General features: G+C 72.5%; 17 protein-coding genes. 6 read left to right on the top strand and 11 right to left on the bottom strand.

The window, feature by feature from the left end:
* Window positions 1-11 precede the first annotated feature (11 nt).
* The gene (locus tag E6P78_RS06235; RefSeq protein ID WP_136202490.1) at window positions 12-1,085 is read left to right on the top strand and encodes a right-handed parallel beta-helix repeat-containing protein; all 1,074 of its coding nucleotides are present in this window, start codon (window positions 12-14) and stop codon (window positions 1,083-1,085) included.
* Window positions 1,086-1,120: 35 nt separating this feature from the next.
* Entirely contained in the window at window positions 1,121-2,182 is a 1,062-nt protein-coding gene (locus E6P78_RS06230; protein WP_136202489.1) for a methyltransferase, read from the top strand.
* A 67-nt stretch (window positions 2,183-2,249) separates the two neighbouring features.
* On the opposite strand, the gene E6P78_RS06225 is transcribed toward E6P78_RS06230, so the two are convergent.
* The 7 genes from E6P78_RS06225 to E6P78_RS06195 form a co-directional block, all read right to left on the bottom strand.
* On the bottom strand, window positions 2,250-2,582 hold the full coding sequence (locus E6P78_RS06225) for a TcmI family type II polyketide cyclase (protein WP_136202488.1): 333 nt from the start codon (window positions 2,580-2,582) through the stop codon (window positions 2,250-2,252).
* A gap of 71 nt (window positions 2,583-2,653) precedes the next feature.
* The gene (locus E6P78_RS06220; RefSeq protein WP_136202487.1) at window positions 2,654-3,133 is read right to left on the bottom strand and encodes an SRPBCC family protein; all 480 of its coding nucleotides are present in this window, start codon (window positions 3,131-3,133) and stop codon (window positions 2,654-2,656) included.
* A 1-nt stretch (window position 3,134) separates the two neighbouring features.
* Window positions 3,135-3,392, bottom strand: a complete 258-nt coding sequence (locus tag E6P78_RS06215) for an acyl carrier protein (RefSeq protein WP_136202486.1) — start codon at window positions 3,390-3,392, stop codon at window positions 3,135-3,137.
* Between the two features lie 35 nt (window positions 3,393-3,427).
* A complete protein-coding gene (locus tag E6P78_RS06210; RefSeq protein ID WP_136202485.1) occupies window positions 3,428-4,666 on the bottom strand; it encodes a beta-ketoacyl synthase N-terminal-like domain-containing protein in 1,239 nt (412 codons plus the stop codon).
* A complete protein-coding gene (locus E6P78_RS06205) occupies window positions 4,663-5,931 on the bottom strand; it encodes a beta-ketoacyl-[acyl-carrier-protein] synthase family protein (protein ID WP_136202484.1) in 1,269 nt (422 codons plus the stop codon). The genes E6P78_RS06210 and E6P78_RS06205 overlap by 4 nt, the downstream gene beginning before the upstream one ends.
* Complete coding sequence (locus E6P78_RS06200; RefSeq protein ID WP_136202483.1) at window positions 5,928-6,362, bottom strand: cupin domain-containing protein; 435 nt, start codon at window positions 6,360-6,362, stop codon at window positions 5,928-5,930. The genes E6P78_RS06205 and E6P78_RS06200 overlap by 4 nt, the downstream gene beginning before the upstream one ends.
* A 76-nt stretch (window positions 6,363-6,438) precedes the next feature.
* Window positions 6,439-7,560 (bottom strand): SchA/CurD-like domain-containing protein, encoded by a 1,122-nt coding sequence (locus E6P78_RS06195; protein ID WP_136202482.1) that lies wholly within the window; start codon window positions 7,558-7,560, stop codon window positions 6,439-6,441.
* 286 nt (window positions 7,561-7,846) lie between these two features.
* Here E6P78_RS06195 and E6P78_RS06190 point away from each other — a divergent pair, with 286 nt between their 5' ends.
* Complete coding sequence (locus E6P78_RS06190; protein ID WP_136202481.1) at window positions 7,847-9,481, top strand: FAD-dependent monooxygenase; 1,635 nt, start codon at window positions 7,847-7,849, stop codon at window positions 9,479-9,481.
* Between the two features lie 20 nt (window positions 9,482-9,501).
* On the opposite strand, the gene E6P78_RS06185 is transcribed toward E6P78_RS06190, so the two are convergent.
* A complete protein-coding gene (locus E6P78_RS06185; protein ID WP_136202480.1) occupies window positions 9,502-11,025 on the bottom strand; it encodes an alpha/beta fold hydrolase in 1,524 nt (507 codons plus the stop codon).
* 183 nt (window positions 11,026-11,208) lie between these two features.
* Between E6P78_RS06185 and paaK the strand changes: the two genes are divergently transcribed.
* Both paaK and E6P78_RS06175 read left to right on the top strand, forming a co-directional pair.
* Window positions 11,209-12,492: a phenylacetate--CoA ligase PaaK gene (gene paaK, locus E6P78_RS06180; protein ID WP_136202479.1), complete on the top strand. Its 1,284-nt coding sequence runs from the start codon at window positions 11,209-11,211 to the stop codon at window positions 12,490-12,492.
* 114 nt (window positions 12,493-12,606) lie between these two features.
* Window positions 12,607-13,395, top strand: coding sequence for an SAM-dependent methyltransferase (locus tag E6P78_RS06175; protein ID WP_136202478.1), 789 nt, complete (start codon window positions 12,607-12,609; stop codon window positions 13,393-13,395).
* Between the two features lie 18 nt (window positions 13,396-13,413).
* On the opposite strand, the gene E6P78_RS06170 is transcribed toward E6P78_RS06175, so the two are convergent.
* From E6P78_RS06170 to E6P78_RS06160, 3 genes are all read right to left on the bottom strand, one after another.
* Window positions 13,414-14,913, bottom strand: coding sequence for an acyl-CoA synthetase (locus E6P78_RS06170; RefSeq protein ID WP_136202477.1), 1,500 nt, complete (start codon window positions 14,911-14,913; stop codon window positions 13,414-13,416).
* A gap of 99 nt (window positions 14,914-15,012) precedes the next feature.
* Entirely contained in the window at window positions 15,013-16,554 is a 1,542-nt protein-coding gene (locus E6P78_RS06165; protein ID WP_136202476.1) for an acyl-CoA synthetase, read from the bottom strand.
* Complete coding sequence (locus E6P78_RS06160) at window positions 16,551-17,660, bottom strand: nitronate monooxygenase family protein (protein WP_136202475.1); 1,110 nt, start codon at window positions 17,658-17,660, stop codon at window positions 16,551-16,553. Before E6P78_RS06160 ends, E6P78_RS06165 begins: the two co-directional genes overlap by 4 nt.
* Window positions 17,661-17,842: 182 nt before the next feature.
* Here E6P78_RS06160 and E6P78_RS06155 point away from each other — a divergent pair, with 182 nt between their 5' ends.
* Complete coding sequence (locus E6P78_RS06155) at window positions 17,843-19,684, top strand: serine hydrolase domain-containing protein (RefSeq protein WP_136202474.1); 1,842 nt, start codon at window positions 17,843-17,845, stop codon at window positions 19,682-19,684.
* The last annotated feature ends 63 nt before the right edge of the window (window positions 19,685-19,747 follow it).

Raw genomic sequence — 19,747 nt, 5'->3', positions numbered from 1 at the left:
AGCTTCGGCTCATGAGGAAACGACACATCACACGCCTCGTGGGCATCGCAGCCGCATCGGCCGCCGCACTGGGCGCGGCGGCACCGGCCGTCCCGGCCGCCGCCGCCGGCGGTCACGTGGTCGCGCCGGGGCAGTCCATCCAAGCGGCGGTGGACGCCGCGCGGCCCGGGGACACCATCGTCGTCCGGCCCGGCACCTACCGCGAGAGCGTGCTCATCACCAAGCCCGGCCTGACCCTGCGCGGGTACGGGGACCGGACCGTCATCATGCCCGCCACCGGCCGGGCGCGGCCGGACAACGCCTGCGCGCAGGCGGGGAACGGGATCTGCGTCCTCGGCACGGCGCGCGGCACCGTGGACGGCGTGTCCGTGAGGTCCCTGCGCGTCACCGGGTTCGCCAACAGCGGCGTCTGGGCGTCCTGGACCGACCGGCTGGACGTCCGGGCGGTGACCGCCGAAGCCAACGGCGTGTGGGGCATCGCCGAGCAGCGCTCCACCCGCTCCGACATCCGGGACAGCACGGCCCGCTCCAACGGTGACGCGGGCATCTTCGTCGCCAACAGCGTCGACGAGGAGGGCGGGGCCACCGACACCGGCGGCACCCTGATCCGGGGCAACACCCTGACCGACAACCGGATCGGATTCACCGCCCGCCGGGTGCGCAACCTGTCGGTGCGCGACAACACCCTCACCGCCAACTGCAGCGGGGTGTTCGTCGTCGGCGACGAGGGGACACCGCAGGCCGGCGCCATGACCCTGCGCTCCAACCGGATCACCGGGAACAACAAGTTCTGCGCCGCCACCGACCGGCTGCCCGCGATCCAGGGTTCCGGGATCGTCCTGACCGGCGCCGAGTCCACCGAGGTGCGGTCCAACGTGATCCGCGACAACGTGGGCGAGACACCGCTGTCGGGTGGCGTCGTGCTCTTCAAGAGCTTCGTGGGCGCGAAGAACACCGACAACACCGTCAGCCGCAACGTGGTCCTCGGCAACCGGCCCGCGGACCTGGCCGACCGGGACACCGGCACGGGCAACCGGTTCACCGGCAATGTCTGCACGACCTCCGCACCGGCCGGAATGTGCTGACCGGTGACCCCCCGTACGAGGAGAAGCGAGACGGCATGACCACCGTGAGCACCACCACCGGCACCACTCCCGTCCAGCCCCTTCCCACCCCGCAGCCGGCCATGCGGCTGCGCGAGCTCGTGTTCGGCGCGGCCCGCTCCGCGGCCGTGCGCGCCGCCGCCCGGCTGGGTGTCGCCGACGCGCTGGGCGAGACGCCCGAGACCGCGGAGCGGCTGGCGGCGGCGGTGAAGACCGAGGCCGGGCCGCTGCGGCGGCTGCTGCGGGCGCTGGCCTGCTACGGCGTCTTCACGGAGAACGCCGACGGCACCTTCGCGCACACCGACATGTCCCGGCTGCTGCGGGAGGACGACCCGGACAGCCTGCGGGCCATCTCGCTGTGGTGCACGGAGCCCTGGACGTGGGAGGTCTGGCCCCGGCTGGAGGACGCTGTGCGCTCCGGCGGCAACGTCTTCGAGGAGGCGTTCGGCAAGGAGTTCTTCGACTACCTCCACCAGGACGCCCACGAGTCGGCCCAGGTGTTCAACCAGGCCATGACCACCTCCAGCGTGCAGTCGGCGCTGGACGTCGCCGCCCTGCTCGACCTCACCGGCGTTTCGGTCGTCGCCGACATCGGCGGCGGCCAGGGGCACGTGCTGGCGAGCCTGCTGGAGAAGCACCCGTCGGTCAGCGGCACCCTGATGGACCTGCCGGGGGTGATCGCCCGGGCCGACGAGCGGCTGCGGGACGGCGGTGCGCTGGCCGGGCGGGCGAGCATCGTGGCCGGCGACTGCCGGGAGGGCATCCCGGTGGCCGCCGACCTCTACATCATCAAGAACATCCTGGAGTGGGACGACGACAGCACCCGCCGGGCGCTGCGCTGCGTCGTCGCGGCCGCCCGTCCGGGCGCCCGGGTCGTCGTCATCGAGAACCTCGTCGACGACACCCCGTCGATGCGGTTCACCACCGCCATGGACCTGCTGCTGCTCCTGAACGTGGGCGGGGCCAAGCACACCCGGCAGAGCCTGGTGGACCGGCTGTCCGAGGCGGGGCTGCGGATCGGCGAGATCCGGCCGGTCAACCCGTACCTCCACGCGTTCGAGTGCGTGGTGCCGGACTGACCCCCGGGGCATACGCGAACCGCCCCGGTTCCGGCTGTGCGGCCGGAACCGGGGCGGTCGTCGTCGCTCACGCGGTGGTGTCGCGCTCCCAGCGGTAGAACTCCTGGGCCATCGCGTCCTTCGGCCCCCGCCAGGTCTGCGGGTCGTAGGGGCTGACGAAGGCGGTGAGCCGTTCGCTGATGCCCCTGAACTCCGGGTGTTCGGTGACCTTGGCGATCTCCGGGCCCGGCGGGCGCTCGGACTCGATCATGTGCAGGTAGACGTCACCGAACTGGAACAGCTTGCGCCGGGTGACGCCGACCAGGTGCGGCAGCTCACTGTTGTCGGAGGCGGCGAACAGCTCCGCGATGTCCGGGGCCGATCCCGGCGCCATCCGGGCGACGATCAGAGCGTGGTGCATCGGTGGTGCCTTTCTGCTACCCCGGACCGGGACCCGGCCGGGAGGCCGGGTGGCCGGCCTGCGACGGTGGGTCAGTTGGCCGGGACGGCTGCGGAGCGGCGCTCGCGGTCACGCTGCTCGATCTTGTCCCGGATCAGCTCCATCTGGACCTTGGAGTTCCGGTTGATGTTGTCGGTCATCCAGGCGTCGTCCACCGGGGCGTCGGGGCGCATCGCGAAGTCCTGCGTCCAGTGCATGCGGGTGCCGCCGGGCACCTCGGAGTACTCCCACCGGATGTCCATGTGCTGGAACGGTCCGGGCTCGACGCGGCGGGCCCGCACGGTGCGCCCGGTGCGGTCGGTGGTGCGCTCGGAGACCCAGCTCCACACCTTGCCGTTCTCGTCCGGCTTCATCGTCAGACGGAAGGTGGTGCGCTCGCCGTCCCGTTCGATGACGTCGACGGCGGCGTACTCGCTGAACAGGCGGGGCCAGTTCTCCAGGTCGTTCGTCATGTCCCAGACGAGGTCCAGGGGGGCGGCGATGACGATCTCGTTCTCGGTGTGTCCGGACACGTCAGGCTCCTGTCATGAGGGTGTTGTTGACGAGGTCGAGGAACTCGCGGGGCGTCTTGCACCGGTCCGCGTCGGCCGGCAGCGGCTGCCCGTGCCGGTTCTCCAGTACGCCGACGATGCCGAGGAGGCCCAGGGAGTCGAGGCCGAACTCGTCGAAGGCGGTGTCGGAGCGGTTCTCCATCTCCCGGGGGTCGACGGAGAGCCCGGCGCCCTTCTTCATCAGGGCGGCGAGCTCTTCATACGTCAGTCGTTCGGTCATGAGGGCCTTCTCCTTCTCACGAGGGTGGGTGGGGCTCACGCGGGGCGCCGCAGCACCATCGCCGCGTTCGATCCCATGAGGCCGCGGCTGAGCACGAGCGCCGTGCGCAGCTCGGCGGGGCGGGCCCGCCCGGTGACGACGTCGAGGTCGTGGCAGACCTCGAAGACGTTGGGCGTGGGCGGGACGAGGCCGTTCTCCATGGACAGGACGGCGGCCGCCGCGTCCAGGACGGGGGCCCCGCAGTAGGCGCGGCCGGTGCCGGTCTTGGGGGCGGTCACCGGGACACGCCGGCTGTGCGGACCGAGCGCGTCGGCCAGGGCCAGCGCCTCGGCCCGGTCGGCGGCCGGTGAGCCGAGCGCGTCCGCGAAGACCACGTCGACCTCGTCGGGCGCGCAGCCGGCTTCCCGCAGCGCGCCCTCGATGGCGTGGGCAAGGCCCTCGCGGGACTCCTCCCAGTGCGCCGCGGTGGTGAAGGTGGCGGCGTGGCCGGCGATCTCGGCCCTGATCCGGGCGCCGCGCTCCTGCGCCGCCTCCGCCTCCTCGACCACGAACATCGCGCCGCCCTCGGCGGGCACGAATCCGCAGGCGTCCGAGGTGAACGGGCGGTAGGCGCGCGTCGGGTCCTCGCAGGCGCTCAGGTCGCGGTAGCCGAGCTGGCAGACCACGGAGTAGGGCGCGAGCGGGGCCTCCGCAGCGCCCACCACCACGGCGTCGGTGCCGCGCCGGACGGACCTGTCGGCGTGTGCCAGCGCGTCGAGGCCGCCGGCCTCGTCGCTGGCCACCACCGCGCACGGCCCCTTGAAGCCGCCGCGGATGGAGATCTGCCCGGTGCTCGCCGCGTAGAACCAGGCGATCGACTGGTAGGGGCCGACGTACGTGGAGCCCTGGCCCCACAGCCGTTGCAGTTCGCGCTGTCCGAACTCGCCGCCGCCGGAGCCGGCCGCCGTGACCACGCCCACGCCGAACGGCTGGTCCTCGTAGTCGGCGCGGCCCAGCCGGGCGTCGTCCAGGGCCATGTCGGCGGCTGCCATCGCGAAGTGCGTGAACCGGTCGGTCTGTACGAGGTAGCGCTCCTCGATGAGCGCGACCGGGTCGAAGCCGCGGACCTCGCCGGCGATGTGCAGCGGCAGGTCCTCGCACCCTTCGCGGGTGACCCGGTCGAGGACGCTCAGGCCTTCCTGCGTCCGCTTCCAGAAGGCTTCGGTGCTCGTGCCGTTGGGGGCGACGACGCCGATGCCGGTGACGACGGTGCGCCTGGCCTTTCGGGTGCTCATGGTGTCCTCCCACCGGTTCGGGTCAGGGCCACCGCGGACTGGAAGCCGCCGAAGCCGCTGCCGACCGACAGCACGCTGCGCAGCTTCACGGGGCGGGCGGTGCGCGGGACGTAGTCGAGGTCGCACTCGGGGTCCGCGGACTCGTAGTTCGCCGTCGGCGGCACCGTCTGGTTGACCAGGGCCAGGACGCAGGCCGCGATCTCTATCGCCCCGATCGCGCCGAGGGAGTGGCCCACCATCGACTTGATGGAGCTCATCGGCACCTTGTGGGCGTGGGAGCCGAGCGCCCGCTTCACCGCGGCGGTCTCGTGCCGGTCGTTCTGCTTGGTGCCCGACCCGTGCGCGTTGACGTAGTCGATCTCCTGCGGGGCGATCCGGGCATGGCCGAGCGCGCGGTTGATCGCCTCGGCCATCTCCAGGCCCTCGGGGGTCAGCCCGGTCATGTGGTAGGCGTTGCCGAAGGTCGCGTAGCCCGCGATCTCGCAGTAGACCGTCGCCCCGCGGGCCCGGGCGTGCTCCAGCTCCTCCAGGACGAGGACGGCCCCGCCCTCGCCCATCACGAATCCGTCGCGGCGCGCGTCGAAGGGCCGGGAGGCGTGCTCCGGGTCCTCGTTGTTGGGGGAGGTCGCCTTGATCGCGTCGAAGCAGGCCACGGTGATCGGGGTGATCGGCGAGTCGGAGGCCCCGGCGATGCAGACGTCGACCCGTCCCTCCTCGATGGAGTGGAAGGCGTAGCCGATGGCGTCGAGGCCGGAGGTGCAGCCGGTGGAGACGGTCTGCACGGGGCCGTGCGCGCCGACCTGCTCGGCCACGGCCGAGGCCAGCGAACTGGGCGAGAAGGCGCGTTCCAGGTGGGGCCCGGCCCGGCGGTGGTCGACGTCCCACCGCGCCCCGCTCTCGCTGACGGCGACGTAGTCGTGCTCCAGCCGGGTGGTTCCGCCGACGGCTGTGCCCAGGGAGACGCCCATCCGCCAGGGGTCGGTCCGCTCGGTGTCGAGACCGGCGTCGGCCAGCGCCTCGCGGGCGGCGACCATCGCGAACTGCACGTACCGGTCCGCGCGGGCGGTCTCCTCGTCGTCCAGCCCGTGGGCGGCCGGGTCGAAGTCGCACTCGGCGGCGATCCGGGATCGGAAGCCCGCCGGGTCGAAGAGGGTGATGCCCCGGGTCGCGGTGCGGCCGTTGGAGAGGAGGTCCCAGAAGGCCGGGGCCCCGATGCCGCCGGGGGCGACGACGCCGACTCCGGTGACCGCCACGCGCCGGGTCATGAGGCGGCCTCGGTTCGTTCCGGCGGCGCGCCGCGCTCGGCGGTCTCGGTCACCTCGGTGTCGACGTGGCCGAGTTCCGGGCGGGGGGCGAGCGGGCCGAGGTGGAAGACCATGCGCGCCTCGGTGTCGCCCACGTTGCGGAAGCGGTGGCGCACGTGCGGGGGGATCAGCAGCCCCTGGTCGGGGCGCATCGCGTGCGTCTCCCCGTCCAGGTCGACCTCCAGGAGCCCCTGCACGACGTAGACGAACTCCTCCGAGTACGGGTGGTAGTGCTCGCCGATGCGGTCGCCGGGCTCGACGAGGGCCAGTCCCATGAAGCCGCTGGTGGCGCCCACCGCGGTCGGGGTGAGCAGGGCGCGCAGGTCGCCTCCGCGCCTGCGGTTGGGCTGGGTCTCACTGAGGTCCACGATGCGTGGCCGGTGCGTGGTCATGACTGCTTTCCTCCTGGGCGCAGGGCGCGTTGTGGTGACGGGTCGAGCGAGAACCCCCCGGATGCCGGAGCGCGGTTCAGGAATCCGCGGCCCGCCGGTCGGTGATCAGCCGCATCTCCGACCGGGCGAGGAAGCGTGCGGCGTCCTGGTCGGTGGCCGGTACGGCGTTCGCTTCCCCGTCCAGGAGGCGGGCCAGCCTGGCCGCCTTGCCGGGGCCGTGGATGCCGAGCGCCTGGGCGGGCTGCGCGTCGAGCGGGCCGCTCGCCTCCAGGAGGCGGACCACGACGTCGTCGCGCTGGAAGATGGTGCTGCTGTCGATGGGGCTGCCGGTGTCGTCGGCGGCCTCCTCGTCGTGACCGGCCAGCAGCCGGGCCAGGGCCATCCCGCAGCCCTCCTTGGCCTGGTAGAGGACCGCGTGCCGGCGCAGTTCCTCGGGGGCGTGGCGGCCCGCCGATACGTGGTGGACGGTGGGCAGGGCCGCGCGGGTGAAGAACATCCGGGCGGAGTCGGGGTCGGCGAGGTCCCGGTCCTGTTCGAGGTAGGGGTTGATGGCCTCCTCGACGGCGCGGATCTCGGGCTGGCGGGAGACGTGGCGCAGCGCGGCCATGAGGTCGCCCTCGACCTCGACGGCGCGCACCACCCGGTTGCCGTGCATGAACAGTGAGGTGCGGCGCAGCCGGGTGTGGTCGTCGACGCGCGACCGGGGCGATTCGTAGTCGGCGAGGAGCCCGGCGACGATGTCCTCGGTGCCCGGCTTGACGGTGAAGGTGAGTGCGTGGCGTACGACGCCGTCGCCGAGGCGCGGGGAGGTCTGGAGGCTTGCCTTGAGCGGGTCGGGCACCGACTCGAAGCCCTTGCCGGTCTCGCGCAGGACGCTGAAGCGCAGCGAACGGGTGTCGCGTACGCAGCTGTGCAGGGGCTGCACGGTGGCGACGTGCTCCTCGCTGTTGACCCAGGCGAGGAAGGGCGGCGCGCTCTCCCACTCGCTGGTGATCAGCCACTGCGAGGGGTTCTCGATGGACTGGCACAGCTGGTCGCTGATGTGCCCGGGGATGGAGGCGACCTGGTTGCGCATGTGCTCGTACGCCTCCAGGAACTGCGTCTGGGCGCCGTCGTGCAGGTCCAGCAGCAGCACGACACGCAGTCTTGATCCGTCGAAGGCGGACTGGGAGATCCGTTCCGAGAGGGTGGTGGTCATCTTGCGAACTCCTTCGACGCTGAGAGGCAAAGACGCGGGGAGAGCCGGCCGGGCCGGTGGGGAACCGTCGGCTGCCGAGGGGAATCGGAACGGGGAGTCTCCCGGGCGATCGCGCACGGCCCGCCCGGAATCGAGGGCGTCGTCTCCGTGACCGATCGTGAAACGCTGGTCCGCCCGACGCGAGATTTATGAACCGTTCAGGTGAGCAGGCGTCCGAAGCGCTCCGACACGGCCGCGACACGGGCATGGACAGTGCATCTGTACGGCGTCGGAGCTGGAGCAACTCATGAACGAGAACGTCGACCTCCATGTACCGGTCCTCATCGTGGGCGGCTCGCTGGTGGGCCTGTCCGCGTCCCTCTTCCTCGGCCGGCTCGGCGTCGAGCACCTGCTGGTCGAGAAGCACGCCGCCACCTCGACGCATCCGCGTGGCCGCGGCAACAACGTCCGCACGATGGAGGTGTTCCGCAGGGCGGGCGTGGAGCCGCAGATCCGGGCGGCGGCGTCGGTGCTGGCGGAGAACCACGGGATTCTCCAGGCCGGCTCGCTGACCGGGGACGACCAGGAGTGGCTGTTCAGGGAAATCGACCCGGGCGGGGCGCTGGCGCGTTTCAGCCCGACGGGCTGGTGCCTGTGCAGCCAGAACGACCTGGAGCCCGTCCTGCTGGACCGAGCCCGGGAGCAGGGCGGTGACCTGCGGTTCTCCACCGAAATGATGTCGTTCGACCCGGATGCCTCGGGTGTGTCGGCGGTGCTGAAGAACCGGGAGACGGGCGAGCACACGTCGGTGCGGGCGGACTACCTGATCGCGGCGGACGGGCCGCGCAGCCCGGTCCGTCAGCAGTTGCGGATCGGCCGTTCGGGGGCCGGCGACCTGTTCCACAACGTGAGCATCACCTTCCGTTCGCGCGCTCTGGCCGAGGTGCTGGGCGACCGGCGCTTCATCGTGTGCTACCTGACCAACCCGGAGGCGGAAGGGGCCCTGCTGCCGGTGGACAACGAGCGGGAGTGGGTGTTCCACGCCCCGTGGCAGCCGGAGCGCGGCGAGACGCTGGAGGACTTCACGGACGAGCGGTGCGCCGGCCACATCCGCACCGCCGTCGGCGCCCCGGACATCGATGTGGAGATCACCGGAAAGGCGCCGTGGCACGCGGCTGAACGGGTGGCCGAGCGGTACTCGCGGGGCCGGGTGTTCCTGGCCGGTGACTCGGCGCACGAGATGTCGCCCACCGGGGCGTTCGGCTCCAACACCGGCATCCAGGACGCGCACAACCTGGCGTGGAAGCTGGCCGCGGTGCTGCGCGGGGAGGCGGGCCGGGGGCTGCTGGAGACATACGGGGAGGAGCGGCTGCCGGTGGCGCGGGCGACCAGTGAGCGCGCCTCGGCACGGTCCGAGGAGCACAGCCACCCCGGCTACGCGCCGCCGCCCTCGGTGGGCGGCGGCAAGCGGGGCGGGATGCTGAACGTGGCGCTGGGCTACCGCTACGTGCGGGGCGCGGTGCTGGGCGTGCCCCCCGAGCAGCCGGTCGTCCCCGAGGGGATGCGGCTGGCGGGTGACCCGGGCAGCAGGGCGCCGCACCTGTGGGTGCGGCGGGCCGGCGAGCGGATCTCGACCCTCGATCTGTACGAGCGCTCGTTCGTGCTGCTCGCCGATGGTGCGGACACGGTGTGGCGGCGGGCCGCGGCCCGGGTCGGTGACCGGCTGGGCGTGCGGCTGGACGCGTTCGGGATCGGTACGGGCCCGGGCGGGGATCTGGTGCCGGAGGACGGGGCCGACTGGGCCGAGGCGCACGGGACGCACCCGGACGGTGCGGTCCTGGTGCGCCCCGACGGCTTCGTCGCCTGGCGTGCGGAGTCGGGCGTCGAGGACGCCGAGGCGGCGCTGCACGAGGTGATGGTGGCGCTGCTGCGCCGGGACTGAGGGTCATCGGCCCCTCGGGGTCAGCCCACGCCGAACGACCGGAGAGCCGCGAGGAATTCCTCCGGTCGTTCGGTGTGTACGAGGTGGCCCGCGTCGATGGTGACGAGTTCGGCGCCGGGAATCTCGCGGGTCATCCAGGCCAGGTCCTCCTGTGCGCTGTGGCTCCTCGGGTCGCCGCCGATGACGAGGGTGGGGGCGGTGATCTCGCCGAGGAGTCCGCGGCCGGCCGGATCGGGGGCGCCCAGCTGGGCGTCGGTGGACGGCACGACCGGCCAGTCGAAGTCCAGCTCCCCGTCCGGGCGTGCGGGCACGGGGCGGGGCGGGTCGAGCGGGAGGGGCGGCGGCGCCTCCTCGATGACCAGGCGGCCGATCAGTCCGGGCTGCCGCTCGGCCAGGAGGTAGGCCGCGGCGCCGCCCATGGAGTGTCCGACGACGGTGGCGCCGGCGAGGTTGCGGGCCTCCAGGAAGCCGTGCAGGTCGTCGCGGAACAGCTCGAAGGAGTAGCGGCCGGTCCAGTCGCTGAGCCCGTGGCCGCGGAAGTCGAAGGCGTACACCCGGTGGGTGGCGGCCAGCCGGGCGGCGATGTGCGTCCAGGTGGTGCTGTCGCCGCACCGGCCGTGGACCAGGACGACCGGCGGGGCCGCCGGGTCGCCCCACACCCGGTAGGCGAGGCGTATCCCGCCGGCCCGGACGCTGTGCACCTCCGGGTCGAGGAACGCCGTGACCGTGCGGACGAACGCCCCCGCGTCGTCGATCCACGGGAAGTGTGCGGCGCCGCGCTGCACGGCGAACTCCGCGTGCGGGAAGAGCGCGGCCAGTTCGGCGGCCCGGTCGGGCGGGGTGAGGTGGTCGTACTCACCGGCCAGGACGAGCACCGGTGCCTCCAGCTCGCGCAGGGCGGGCACCGTCGCGGCCGGGTCGAAGGCACCTTCCCCGGCATACCGCCCGGCCGCCTCGGCGTTGGTCTGCGCGGGCGACCCCGCGGCGTGCCGCTGTGCCGCCGCGTCCCAGCGCCCGTACATGAACGGCCGGGACCTGGCACGCAGTTCGTCCGTCATCCGGCCCGCCCAGATCTCCTCCAGGGCCGCGAGCGCGTCCTCGTACCACGGTTGCGAGCTGCGCAGTGCGGCCGTCTCGCGGGCCTCGCGTTCGACGAGGGGGAGGCCGGCGGCCCGTGTGGTGGGGGTGACGAGGACGAGGCTGCGCAGCCGGTCCGGGTGCCGGGCGGCGTAGAGCGCGACGAGGTCACCGGCCGCGGAGTGGGCGAGCAGGTCGAACCGTTCCAGGCCGAGGTGGGCGCGCAGCGCCTCGACGTCGCCGACGAGCCGGTCGCAGCGGTAGGAGGCCGGGTCCTCGGGCACGGCGGAGTCCCCGGTGCCCCGCAGGTCCAGGAGGACCAGTTGCCGTCGGGCGGCGAGTCCGCCGAGGCCGCCGAGGTAGGCGCTGGCCCGCATGGCGCCGCCGGGCAGGCAGACCAGCGGTGTGCCCTCGCCCATGAGGTGGTAGGCCAGCTCGGTTCCGTCGTACGTGTGGAAGGTCGGCATGGTCCCATCCAAACAGGGCCGTCCGAGTGATGCGGCCGTGTTCGGTACGGGGCGTGTCCGGGTGGGCGGGCGAGATGCGTCACCCCTCTTGCCAGGCGGTGGAAGATCTTGAATTACTGCTCCCGGAGGGGGCGACCGAATGGTCGGTCGTCCGCACGGCGCGCACGAGTGAGGGAGGCCCGCATGACGGCTCTGCTGGACGCGGCAGAACGGATGAGCCGCGCCGAGCTGGAGGCGCTCCAGCTGGAACGGCTGCGGGCCACGCTGCGGCACGCGTACGAGAACGTCGGTCACTACCGGGCGGCGTTCGACCGGGCGGGGCTGCGCCCGGAGGACTGCCGCTCGCTCGCCGACCTGGCCCGGTTCCCGTTCACCACCAAGGCCGATCTGCGGGACAACTATCCGTTCGGGATGTTCGCGGTGCCCGAGGACCAGGTGCGCCGCATCCACGCCTCCAGCGGGACGACGGGCCGCCCGACGGTCGTCGGCTACACCGCGAAGGACCTGGAGACCTGGGCGGACGTGGTGGCCCGTTCCATCCGGGCGGCCGGCGGACGTCCCGGGCACGCGATCCATGTGGCGTACGGCTACGGGCTGTTCACCGGCGGGCTCGGGGCCCATTACGGGGCGGAGCGGCTCGGCTGCACGGTCGTGCCGGCGTCGGGCGGCATGACGGCCCGCCAGGTCCAGCTGATCCAGGACTTCCGGCCCGACATCATCATGGTGACGCCCTCGTACATGCTGACCATCCTGGACGAGTTCGAGCGGCAGGGCGTCGATCCCCGGACGACCTCGCTGAAGACGGGGATCTTCGGGGCCGAGCCGTGGACGCAGGAGATGCGGCGCGAGATCGAGGAGCGGTTCGCGATCGACGCGGTCGACATCTACGGGCTCTCGGAGGTGATGGGCCCGGGCGTGGCGCAGGAGTGCGTGGAGACGAAGGACGGGCTGCACGTCTGGGAGGACCACTTCTATCCGGAGGTGGTCGACCCGTTCACCGGCGAGGTGCTGCCCGACGGGGAGGAGGGCGAGCTGGTGTTCACCTCGCTCACCAAGGAGGCCATGCCGGTGATCCGGTACCGGACGCGGGACCTGACCCGGCTGCTGCCCGGTACGGCCCGGGTCTTCCGGCGCATGGAGAAGGTCACCGGCCGCAGCGACGATCTGGTGATCCTGCGCGGGGTCAACCTCTTCCCTACCCAGATCGAGGAGGTCGTGCTGCGGACGCCGGGGGTGTCGCCGCACTTCCAGCTGCGGCTCTCCCGCGAGGGCCGGCTCGACGTGCTGACGGTGCGGGCGGAGGCCCGGCCGGGCGCGACGCCGCAGCAGCGGGCGGCGGCCGCGGTCTCGGTCGCGGCGGCGGTCAAGGACGGGATCGGGGTGTCGGTGGGCGTCGAGATCCTCGACCCGCAGACGCTGGAGCGGTCGGTCGGCAAGTTCCGGCGGGTCGTGGACGAGCGCGGATAACTGCGGTCAACTCCCCTGCTGGCCATCGGGGTTGCTGTGGCAAGATGGGCCTGAGTGATCGCTGTCCGCGAGGGAGGGCCCGTGTTCTCCCGTCGAAGAACTTGGGAGCACACCATGACGGCAGGCCTGGACAGGACACCGATCGACACCAGCAGGCCGCACCCGGCCCGTGTCTACGACTACCTCCTCGGCGGCAAGGACCACTACCCCGTCGACCAGGAACTGGGCGAGCAGATGCCGGAGCTGGCGAAGGCGGGGGTCGCGCAGAACCGGGCGTTCATGCACCGTGCGGCCGGCTGGGCCGCGCGGGCGGGCATCGACCAGTTCCTCGACATCGGAACCGGCATCCCGACCCGGCCGAACCTCCACCAGGTCGTCCAGGAGGTCAACCCGGCGGCCCGGATCGTCTACACGGACAACGACCCGATCGTCCTGAGGCACGCGGAGGCGCTGCTCGTCAGCTCCCCCGAGGGCGTCACCGATTACCTGGACGCCGATGTGCGCGAGCCGGAGAAGATCCTCGCCCACGCCCGTACGGTGCTTGATTTCGACCGGCCCGTGGCGCTCTCGCTCATCGCCCTGATGCACTTCCTGGCCGACAAGGAGGACCCGTACGGCGTCACGCGCACCCTGGTGGACGCGCTCCCCGCCGGCAGCTGCCTGGCGCTCTCCCACTTCACCCAGGACTTCATCGTCACCGACCAGGAGGCGCTCGACCGCTACCGGTCGAGCGGCATCACGCTGCGGCCCCGTAACCGTGCGGAGGTGGCCCGCTTCTTCGACGGGCTCGACCTGGTCGATCCGGGCCTGGTGACCGCCCCGCAGTGGCACCACGGCACCTCCGCGCCGGAGGACCGGGAGATCATCGACACCTTCCACGTCGGTGTCGGCCGCGTCCGGTGACACACGGCCGCACAGCCGTCAGGCGAAGCGGTCGCGCAGTTCCCTCTTGAGGATCTTGCCGCTGGCGTTGCGCGGGAGGCCGTCCACGAACAGGACCCGCTTCGGGGCCTTGAAGTGGGCGAGCCGCTCGCGGGCGTGCTCGATCAGCTCGGCCTCGGTCGCCGCCTCGCGCAGGACGACGACGGCGGTGACCGCCTCGATCCAGCGCTCGTCGGGCAGCCCGACGACGGCCGTCTCGGCGACGGCGGGGTGGGAGTAGAGGGCGTCCTCGACCTGGCGGGAGGCGACGAGGACGCCGCCGGAGTTGATGACGTCCTTCACCCGGTCGACCACGGTGAGGTAGCCCTCCGCGTCCCGGACGGCGAGGTCGCCGGAGTGGAACCAGCCGTCGCGGAACGCCTCGGCGCTCTCCTCCGGCTTGTCCCAGTAGCCGCTGCACAGCTGGGGCGAGCGGTAGACCACCTCGCCGGCCGTGCCGTCGGGGACTTCCTTGCCGTCCTCGTCGACCACCTTGGCCTCGACGAAGAGGACGGGCCGGCCGCAGGAGTCCATCCGGCCCTCGTGCTCGTCCGGTCCCAGGACGGCGGCCAGCGGGCCGATCTCGCTCTGGCCGAAGCAGTTGTAGAAGGCCAGCCCCGGCAGCCGGTCTCGGAGCCGTTCCAGCACGGGGACGGGCATGATCGACGCCCCGTAGTACGCCTTGCGCAGGCCGCCGAGGTCGCGGGCCGCGAACTCGGGGTGGTTGGCGAGGCCGATCCACACGGTGGGCGGGGCGAAGAGGCTGTCGGCCTGCCCGGACTCCACCAGGTCGAAGATCCGGCCCGCGTCCGGCGCGTCGAGGACCGTGTTCTCGGCCCCCACCGCCAGATAAGGCAGCAGGAAGACGTGCATCTGCGCCGAGTGGTAGAGCGGCAGCGCGTGCACGGGCCGGTCGCCGGCGCGCAGGTCGAGGGCGGTGACGGCGCTGACGTACTCGTGGACGAGGGCGCCGTGCGTCATCATCGCCCCCTTGGGGAGCGCGGTGGTCCCGGAGGTGTACAGCAGCTGGACCAGGTCGTCCGCGGCCGGCTCGTGGGCGCGGCTGAAGGGGCGCGGGGTGGCGAGTTCGGCCAGCAGGGAGCCCTCGTCGTCGCGCAGCGGCCGTACGGCGAACCCCTCGGGGACCCGGGCGGCGAGGTCCGGGTCGGTGAGGACCAGGGAGCTGCCGGACTGGCGCAGGATGTACGCCAGGTCGTCGCCGGTGAGGTTCTGGTTGACCGGCACATGGACGAGCCCGGCCCGGGCGCAGGCGAGGAAGGCGATCAGGTACGCGTCGGAGTTGTGGGCGTAGGAGGCGACGCGGTCCCCCGGGCACAGCCCGTGGCCCTCGGTGAGGGCCACGGCCGCGGTGCCGACGGCCTCGTCGAGCTCGCGGTAGGTCCAGGTCCGGCCGGCGTACCGCAGGGCGGTGCGCTCGGGGGTGCGCCGTGCGCTGCGGGTCACGACGCCGTCGACTGTGCTGCTGCGTACACCGGTCATGGCGTGATCCTGTGCGGCCGGGGCCCGCCGGTCAAGGGTCTTGATCCCACCGGCGCCGTTGACGGGTGCGGGGCGGGAGCGGCGGGGCCCCGGTGCGTATCAGCCGCGGCCCTCCCAGTACGGTTCGCGCAGCCGGCGTTTGTAGAGCTTGCCGTTGGGGTCGCGCGGCATGGTGGTGATGAAGCCGAGGGTCCTGGGTCGTTTGTAGCCGGCGAGCTGCCCGGCGCAGTGGCCGAGGATCTCCTCGGCGAGCGCGTCGTCCGGCTCGTGGCCCTCGGCGGCTTCGACGACGGCCCGGACCTCCTCGCCCCAGTCGGGGTGCGGGATGCCGAAGACGGCGGCGTCGGCGACCGCGGGGTGGGTCAGCAGGGCGCTCTCGATCTCGGCGGGGTAGATGTTGACGCCGCCCGAGATGATCATGTCGATCTTGCGGTCGCGGAGGAAGAGGTAGCCGTCCTCGTCGAGGAGGCCGAGGTCGCCGACGGTGAAGAAGTCGCCGATGCGGTTCTTCCTCGTCTTGCCCTCGTCCCTGTGGTAGCTGAAGCCGCCGGTGCTCATCTTCATGTAGACGGTGCCGAGTGCGCCCGGGCCGAGGCGGTTGCCGTCGTCGTCGAAGACCGCGAGTTCGCTGATCGGCCAGGCCCGGCCGACGGTCCCGGGCTTCTTCAGCCAGTCGTCGGCGGTGGCGAAGGCGCCGCCGCCCTCGCTGGCCGCGTAGTACTCCTCGACGCACCGGCCCCACCAGTCGATCATCGCCCGTTTGACGTGGTCGGGGCAGGGGGCGGCGCCGTGGATGGCGTGCCGCATCGCCGTCACGTCGTAGCGCGCGCGGACCTCTTCGGGCAGGGCGAGGAGGCGGTGGAACTGGGTGGGGACCATATGGGTGTGGGTGCAGCGGTGGGTGTCCATCGCGCGCAGCATCCCCTCGGGCGTCCACTTGTCCATCAGGACGAGGGGGTGGCCGATGTGCAGGGCGGCTCCGGCGAACTGGAGGACGGCGGTGTGGTAGAGCGGTGAGCACACCAGGTGGACGTTGCCGTCGAAGGGTTTGATGCCGAAGATGCCGAGGAAGCCGCCGAGGTAGCTCTCCTCGGGCAGTTTGCCGGGCAGCGGCCTGCGGATGCCGCGCGGGCGGCCGGTGGTGCCGGAGGTGTAGTTCATGACCCAGCCGAGCGTGCGGCCCTGCGGGGGCGATGCGGGCCGGCCGGCCGGCAGTTCGGTGTACGGCCGGAAGCCGTCGACGGTGCCGACGCCGTAGCGGTGGCTCGCGGGCAGCTTCGCCTCGTCGGCGGCGGCGATCGCGGCCTCGGCGAAGCGCTCGTGGGCGATGAGCACCTTGGCGCCGGAGTCGGCGACGATCCAGGCGATCTCGGGGCCGACGAGGTGGTGGTTGACGGGGACGAGGTAGAACCCGGCCTGGCTGGCGGCGAGGTAGGCGGTGAGGAACTCGACGCCGTTGGGCAGTACCACGGCGAAGGCGTCGCCCTCCTCCAGGCCGGCCGCGCGCAGTCCGTGGACCAGGCGGTTGGCCTCGGCGTGCAGTCGGCCCGCCGTCCAGCTCTCCCCGTCGGGCGCGGTCAGGACGGTGCGGTCGGGGTCGGCGGTGGCCTGGGCCCAGAAGCCGTTGGGCGGCTGGTTCATGAGGCGCTCCGTCCGGCGATGCGGTTGATGCGGTCCACGGCCCGTTCGAAGCCGCGGGTCAGGTCGTCGAAGACGGCCTGCACGCTGCGTTCGGTGTTCATCCGGCCGACGATCTGGCCGACGGGTGTGCCGAGCAGGGCGGGCGTCTCGTACTTCTGGATACGGGAGACGGCCTCGGCGACCAGGAGCCCCTGGAGCGGCATGGGCAGCGTGCCGGGTCCGGCCGGGTCGTCCCAGGCGTCGGTCCACTCGGTACGCAGCTGGCGCGCGGGTTTGCCCGTCAGAGCGCGGGAGCGGACGGTGTCGCCGGAGCCGGCGGCGAGGAGCTTGGCGGTCAGCGCCCGGGAGTGCAGGTCGGCCTCCTCGGTGGTGAGCCAGAGGGAGCCGAGCCAGACGCCCTGGGCGCCGAGCGCCAGTCCGGCGGCGATCTGCTCACCGCTGCCGATGCCGCCCGCCGCGAGGACCGGGAGCGGTCCGACCGCGTCGACCACGTCCGGGACGAGGACCATCGAGGCGATCTCGCCGGTGTGGCCGCCCGCCTCGTAGCCCTGGGCGACGACGATGTCGATGCCGGCGTCCGCGTGGTGCCGGGCGTGCCGGGCGCTTCCGGCGAGTGCGGCGACGCGGACTCCGCGGTCGTGGGCCCGGGCGACGACATCGGCGGGCGGTGAGCCCAGCGCGTTGGCGAGGAGTGTGATGGGGTAGTCGAAGGCCACGTCGAGCTGGTTGCGGGCGACTTCCTCCATCCAGCCCGTGATGCGCCAGCCGGAGGCCTCTCCCTCGGCGAGGGCGGGCACGCCGTGCTTGGCCAGGGTCTCCTGGACGAACCGCCGGTGGCCGGGCGGGATCATCGCCTCCACATCGGCCTCGCTCACGCCCTCCACCTTCTTGGCGGGCATGACGACGTCGAGGCCGTAGGGCTTGCCGTCCGTGTGTTCCTGCATCCAGTCGAGGTCGCGTGCGAGGTCGTCGGGGGCGGTGTAGCGGACCGCCCCGAGCACGCCGAATCCGCCGGCCCGGGTGATGGCCGCGGCCACCGCGGGGAACGGCGTGAAGCCGAAGATGGCGTGCTCGATCCCCAGTTGTTGGCTCAGCTCCGTCTCCATGGGCGGCAGGATGCCGCAGTCCGGCAACCGAGGGAAGACATATTCTGATGTAGTGTCAGATTCTTTGTGGCTCCGGCCCCTACGGGACGGCGGGTGCTGACAGTACCCTCTGCCTCGGCAGGAAGTTTCACACTCGGAAGAGATTTCGAAAGTTACTTTCAGGCAGTGGGAAGGGGTTGTGGATGACGGAGGACACGGCGGGCGGGGACATCAGCCGGCGGCGGCTGGGGGGTGGGATGCTGGCCCTGGGCGGAGCACTCGCCCTGGCGCCCATCCCGTTCGCGGGCACGGCGTCTGCCACGGAGTCGGGGGCGGGGTCGTCGGACATGAGCGCGGGAAGCGGGCCGGGGCACGGCGCACGACCGACCCTGCGGCGCGGCTCCGCCGCCCGTGCGGGCCTGCTGCGGGAACCGCTCGACCAACTGGTCACGGAGGCGGAGCGCTATCTGGCCGCCTCACCGAAACACCCGTGGTACGCGGGGGCGGTGCTGCTCGCGGGCCGGGGCGGCACGGTGGCGCTGCACCGGCCGATCGGCAAGGCGGTGCGCTACGCGGCGTACGACGAGGCGACCGACACCGGTGTGGAGTTCCCGGCGGACCAGCAGATCCCCATGGCCGAGGACACGGTCTTCGACCTGGCGTCGGTGTCGAAGCTGTTCACCTCGATCCTGGCCGTGCAGCAGATCGAGCGCGGCACGCTGGAGCTGGAGGCGACGGTCGCCTCCTATCTGCCGGACTTCGCCGGCGGCGGCAAGCAGGACATCACGATCCGTCAGCTGCTCACGCACACCTCGGGGTTCACCGCCTGGATTCCGCTCTACGGCGCGCCGACCCGGGAAGGGAAGCTGGAGCTCCTGTGGAACGAGGTCCCGGCGAACCCGCCCGGCACGGTGTACCTCTACTCCGACCTCAACCTGATCTCGCTCCAGCTGGTGCTGGAGAAGCTGACCGGCCGGACCCTGGACGTACTGCTCCGCGAACGGATCACCGCTCCGCTCGGTATGCAGCGCACCCGGTACAACCCGCCCGCCTCCTGGAAGCCGAAGATCGCCGCGACCGAGGACGCCCGGCTCCCCTGGTCCGGGCTCGACCGCGGCCTGGTCTGGGGCGAGGTGCACGACGAGAACGCGTACAGCCTCGACGGGGTCGCCGGTCACGCCGGGGTGTTCTCGTGCGCCTGGGACCTGGCGGTCCTCGCCCGCACCCTGCTCAACGGCGGGGTCTACGGGCGGGCCCGCATCCTCTCGGCCGCCTCGGTCGACCTGCTGTTCACCGACTTCAACACGGCGTTTCCCGGTGACGCGCACGGCCTGGGCTTCGAGCTCTACCAGCACTGGTACATGGGCGCCATGGCCACGCCCCGTACGGCCGGCCACACCGGCTTCACCGGCACCAGCCTGGTCCTGGACCCGAGCACGGACTCGTTCCTGATCGTGCTCGGCAACTCGGTGCACCCGGTGCGCAACTGGCGCTCCGGCAGCGCGCCGCGCGTCGCCACCGCCAACCAGATGGCCCGGGCGGTCGCGGTCCGGCCGGCCCGGGGCCGTACGGCCTGGTTCTCCGGGATGGAGAGTGCCGCCACCGCCACCCTGGCGCTCCCGGCCCTGGCGCTCACCTCCTCGCGCGCCCGGCTGAGCTGCGCGCTGTGGTGGGACACCGAACCCGCATCGGACTTCCTCTTCCTGGAGGCCTCGACGGACGCCGGGGCCACCTGGCAGCCGGTCCCGTTCACCACCACCCCCACGGGGCAGGGCCGGCGGCCGCAGCCCGAGCCGCGTCCGGCGGGCTCGCTCTCCGGCTGGTCGGGCCGGGTCTGGCACCGCCTCGAAGCCGGCCTCGCGGACTGGCGCGGCCACCGGGTCCGCCTCAGGTGGCGGTACACCACGGACCAGCTGTACGTGGGCCGGGGGGTGTACGTGGACGCCATCCGGGTCGAGGACGGCAACCGTGCGGTCTTCGACGAGGCCAGGCCGTCGGACGCCCGGCACATCGAGGCGGACGGCTGGGCCGCGTCGGCCGACTGACCGGCACACCACCAAGTACGCGGGGCGGACGGGCCCGGCCGCCCGCCCCGCACCGGGGCAAGG

It is taken from the genome of Streptomyces sp. A0958 (assembly GCF_004795035.1).
Taxonomy (GTDB): Bacteria; Actinomycetota; Actinomycetes; order Streptomycetales; family Streptomycetaceae; genus Streptomyces.
Note: the sequence above shows the minus strand (reverse complement) of the source record. Positions and strands in the feature narration are given on the sequence as shown.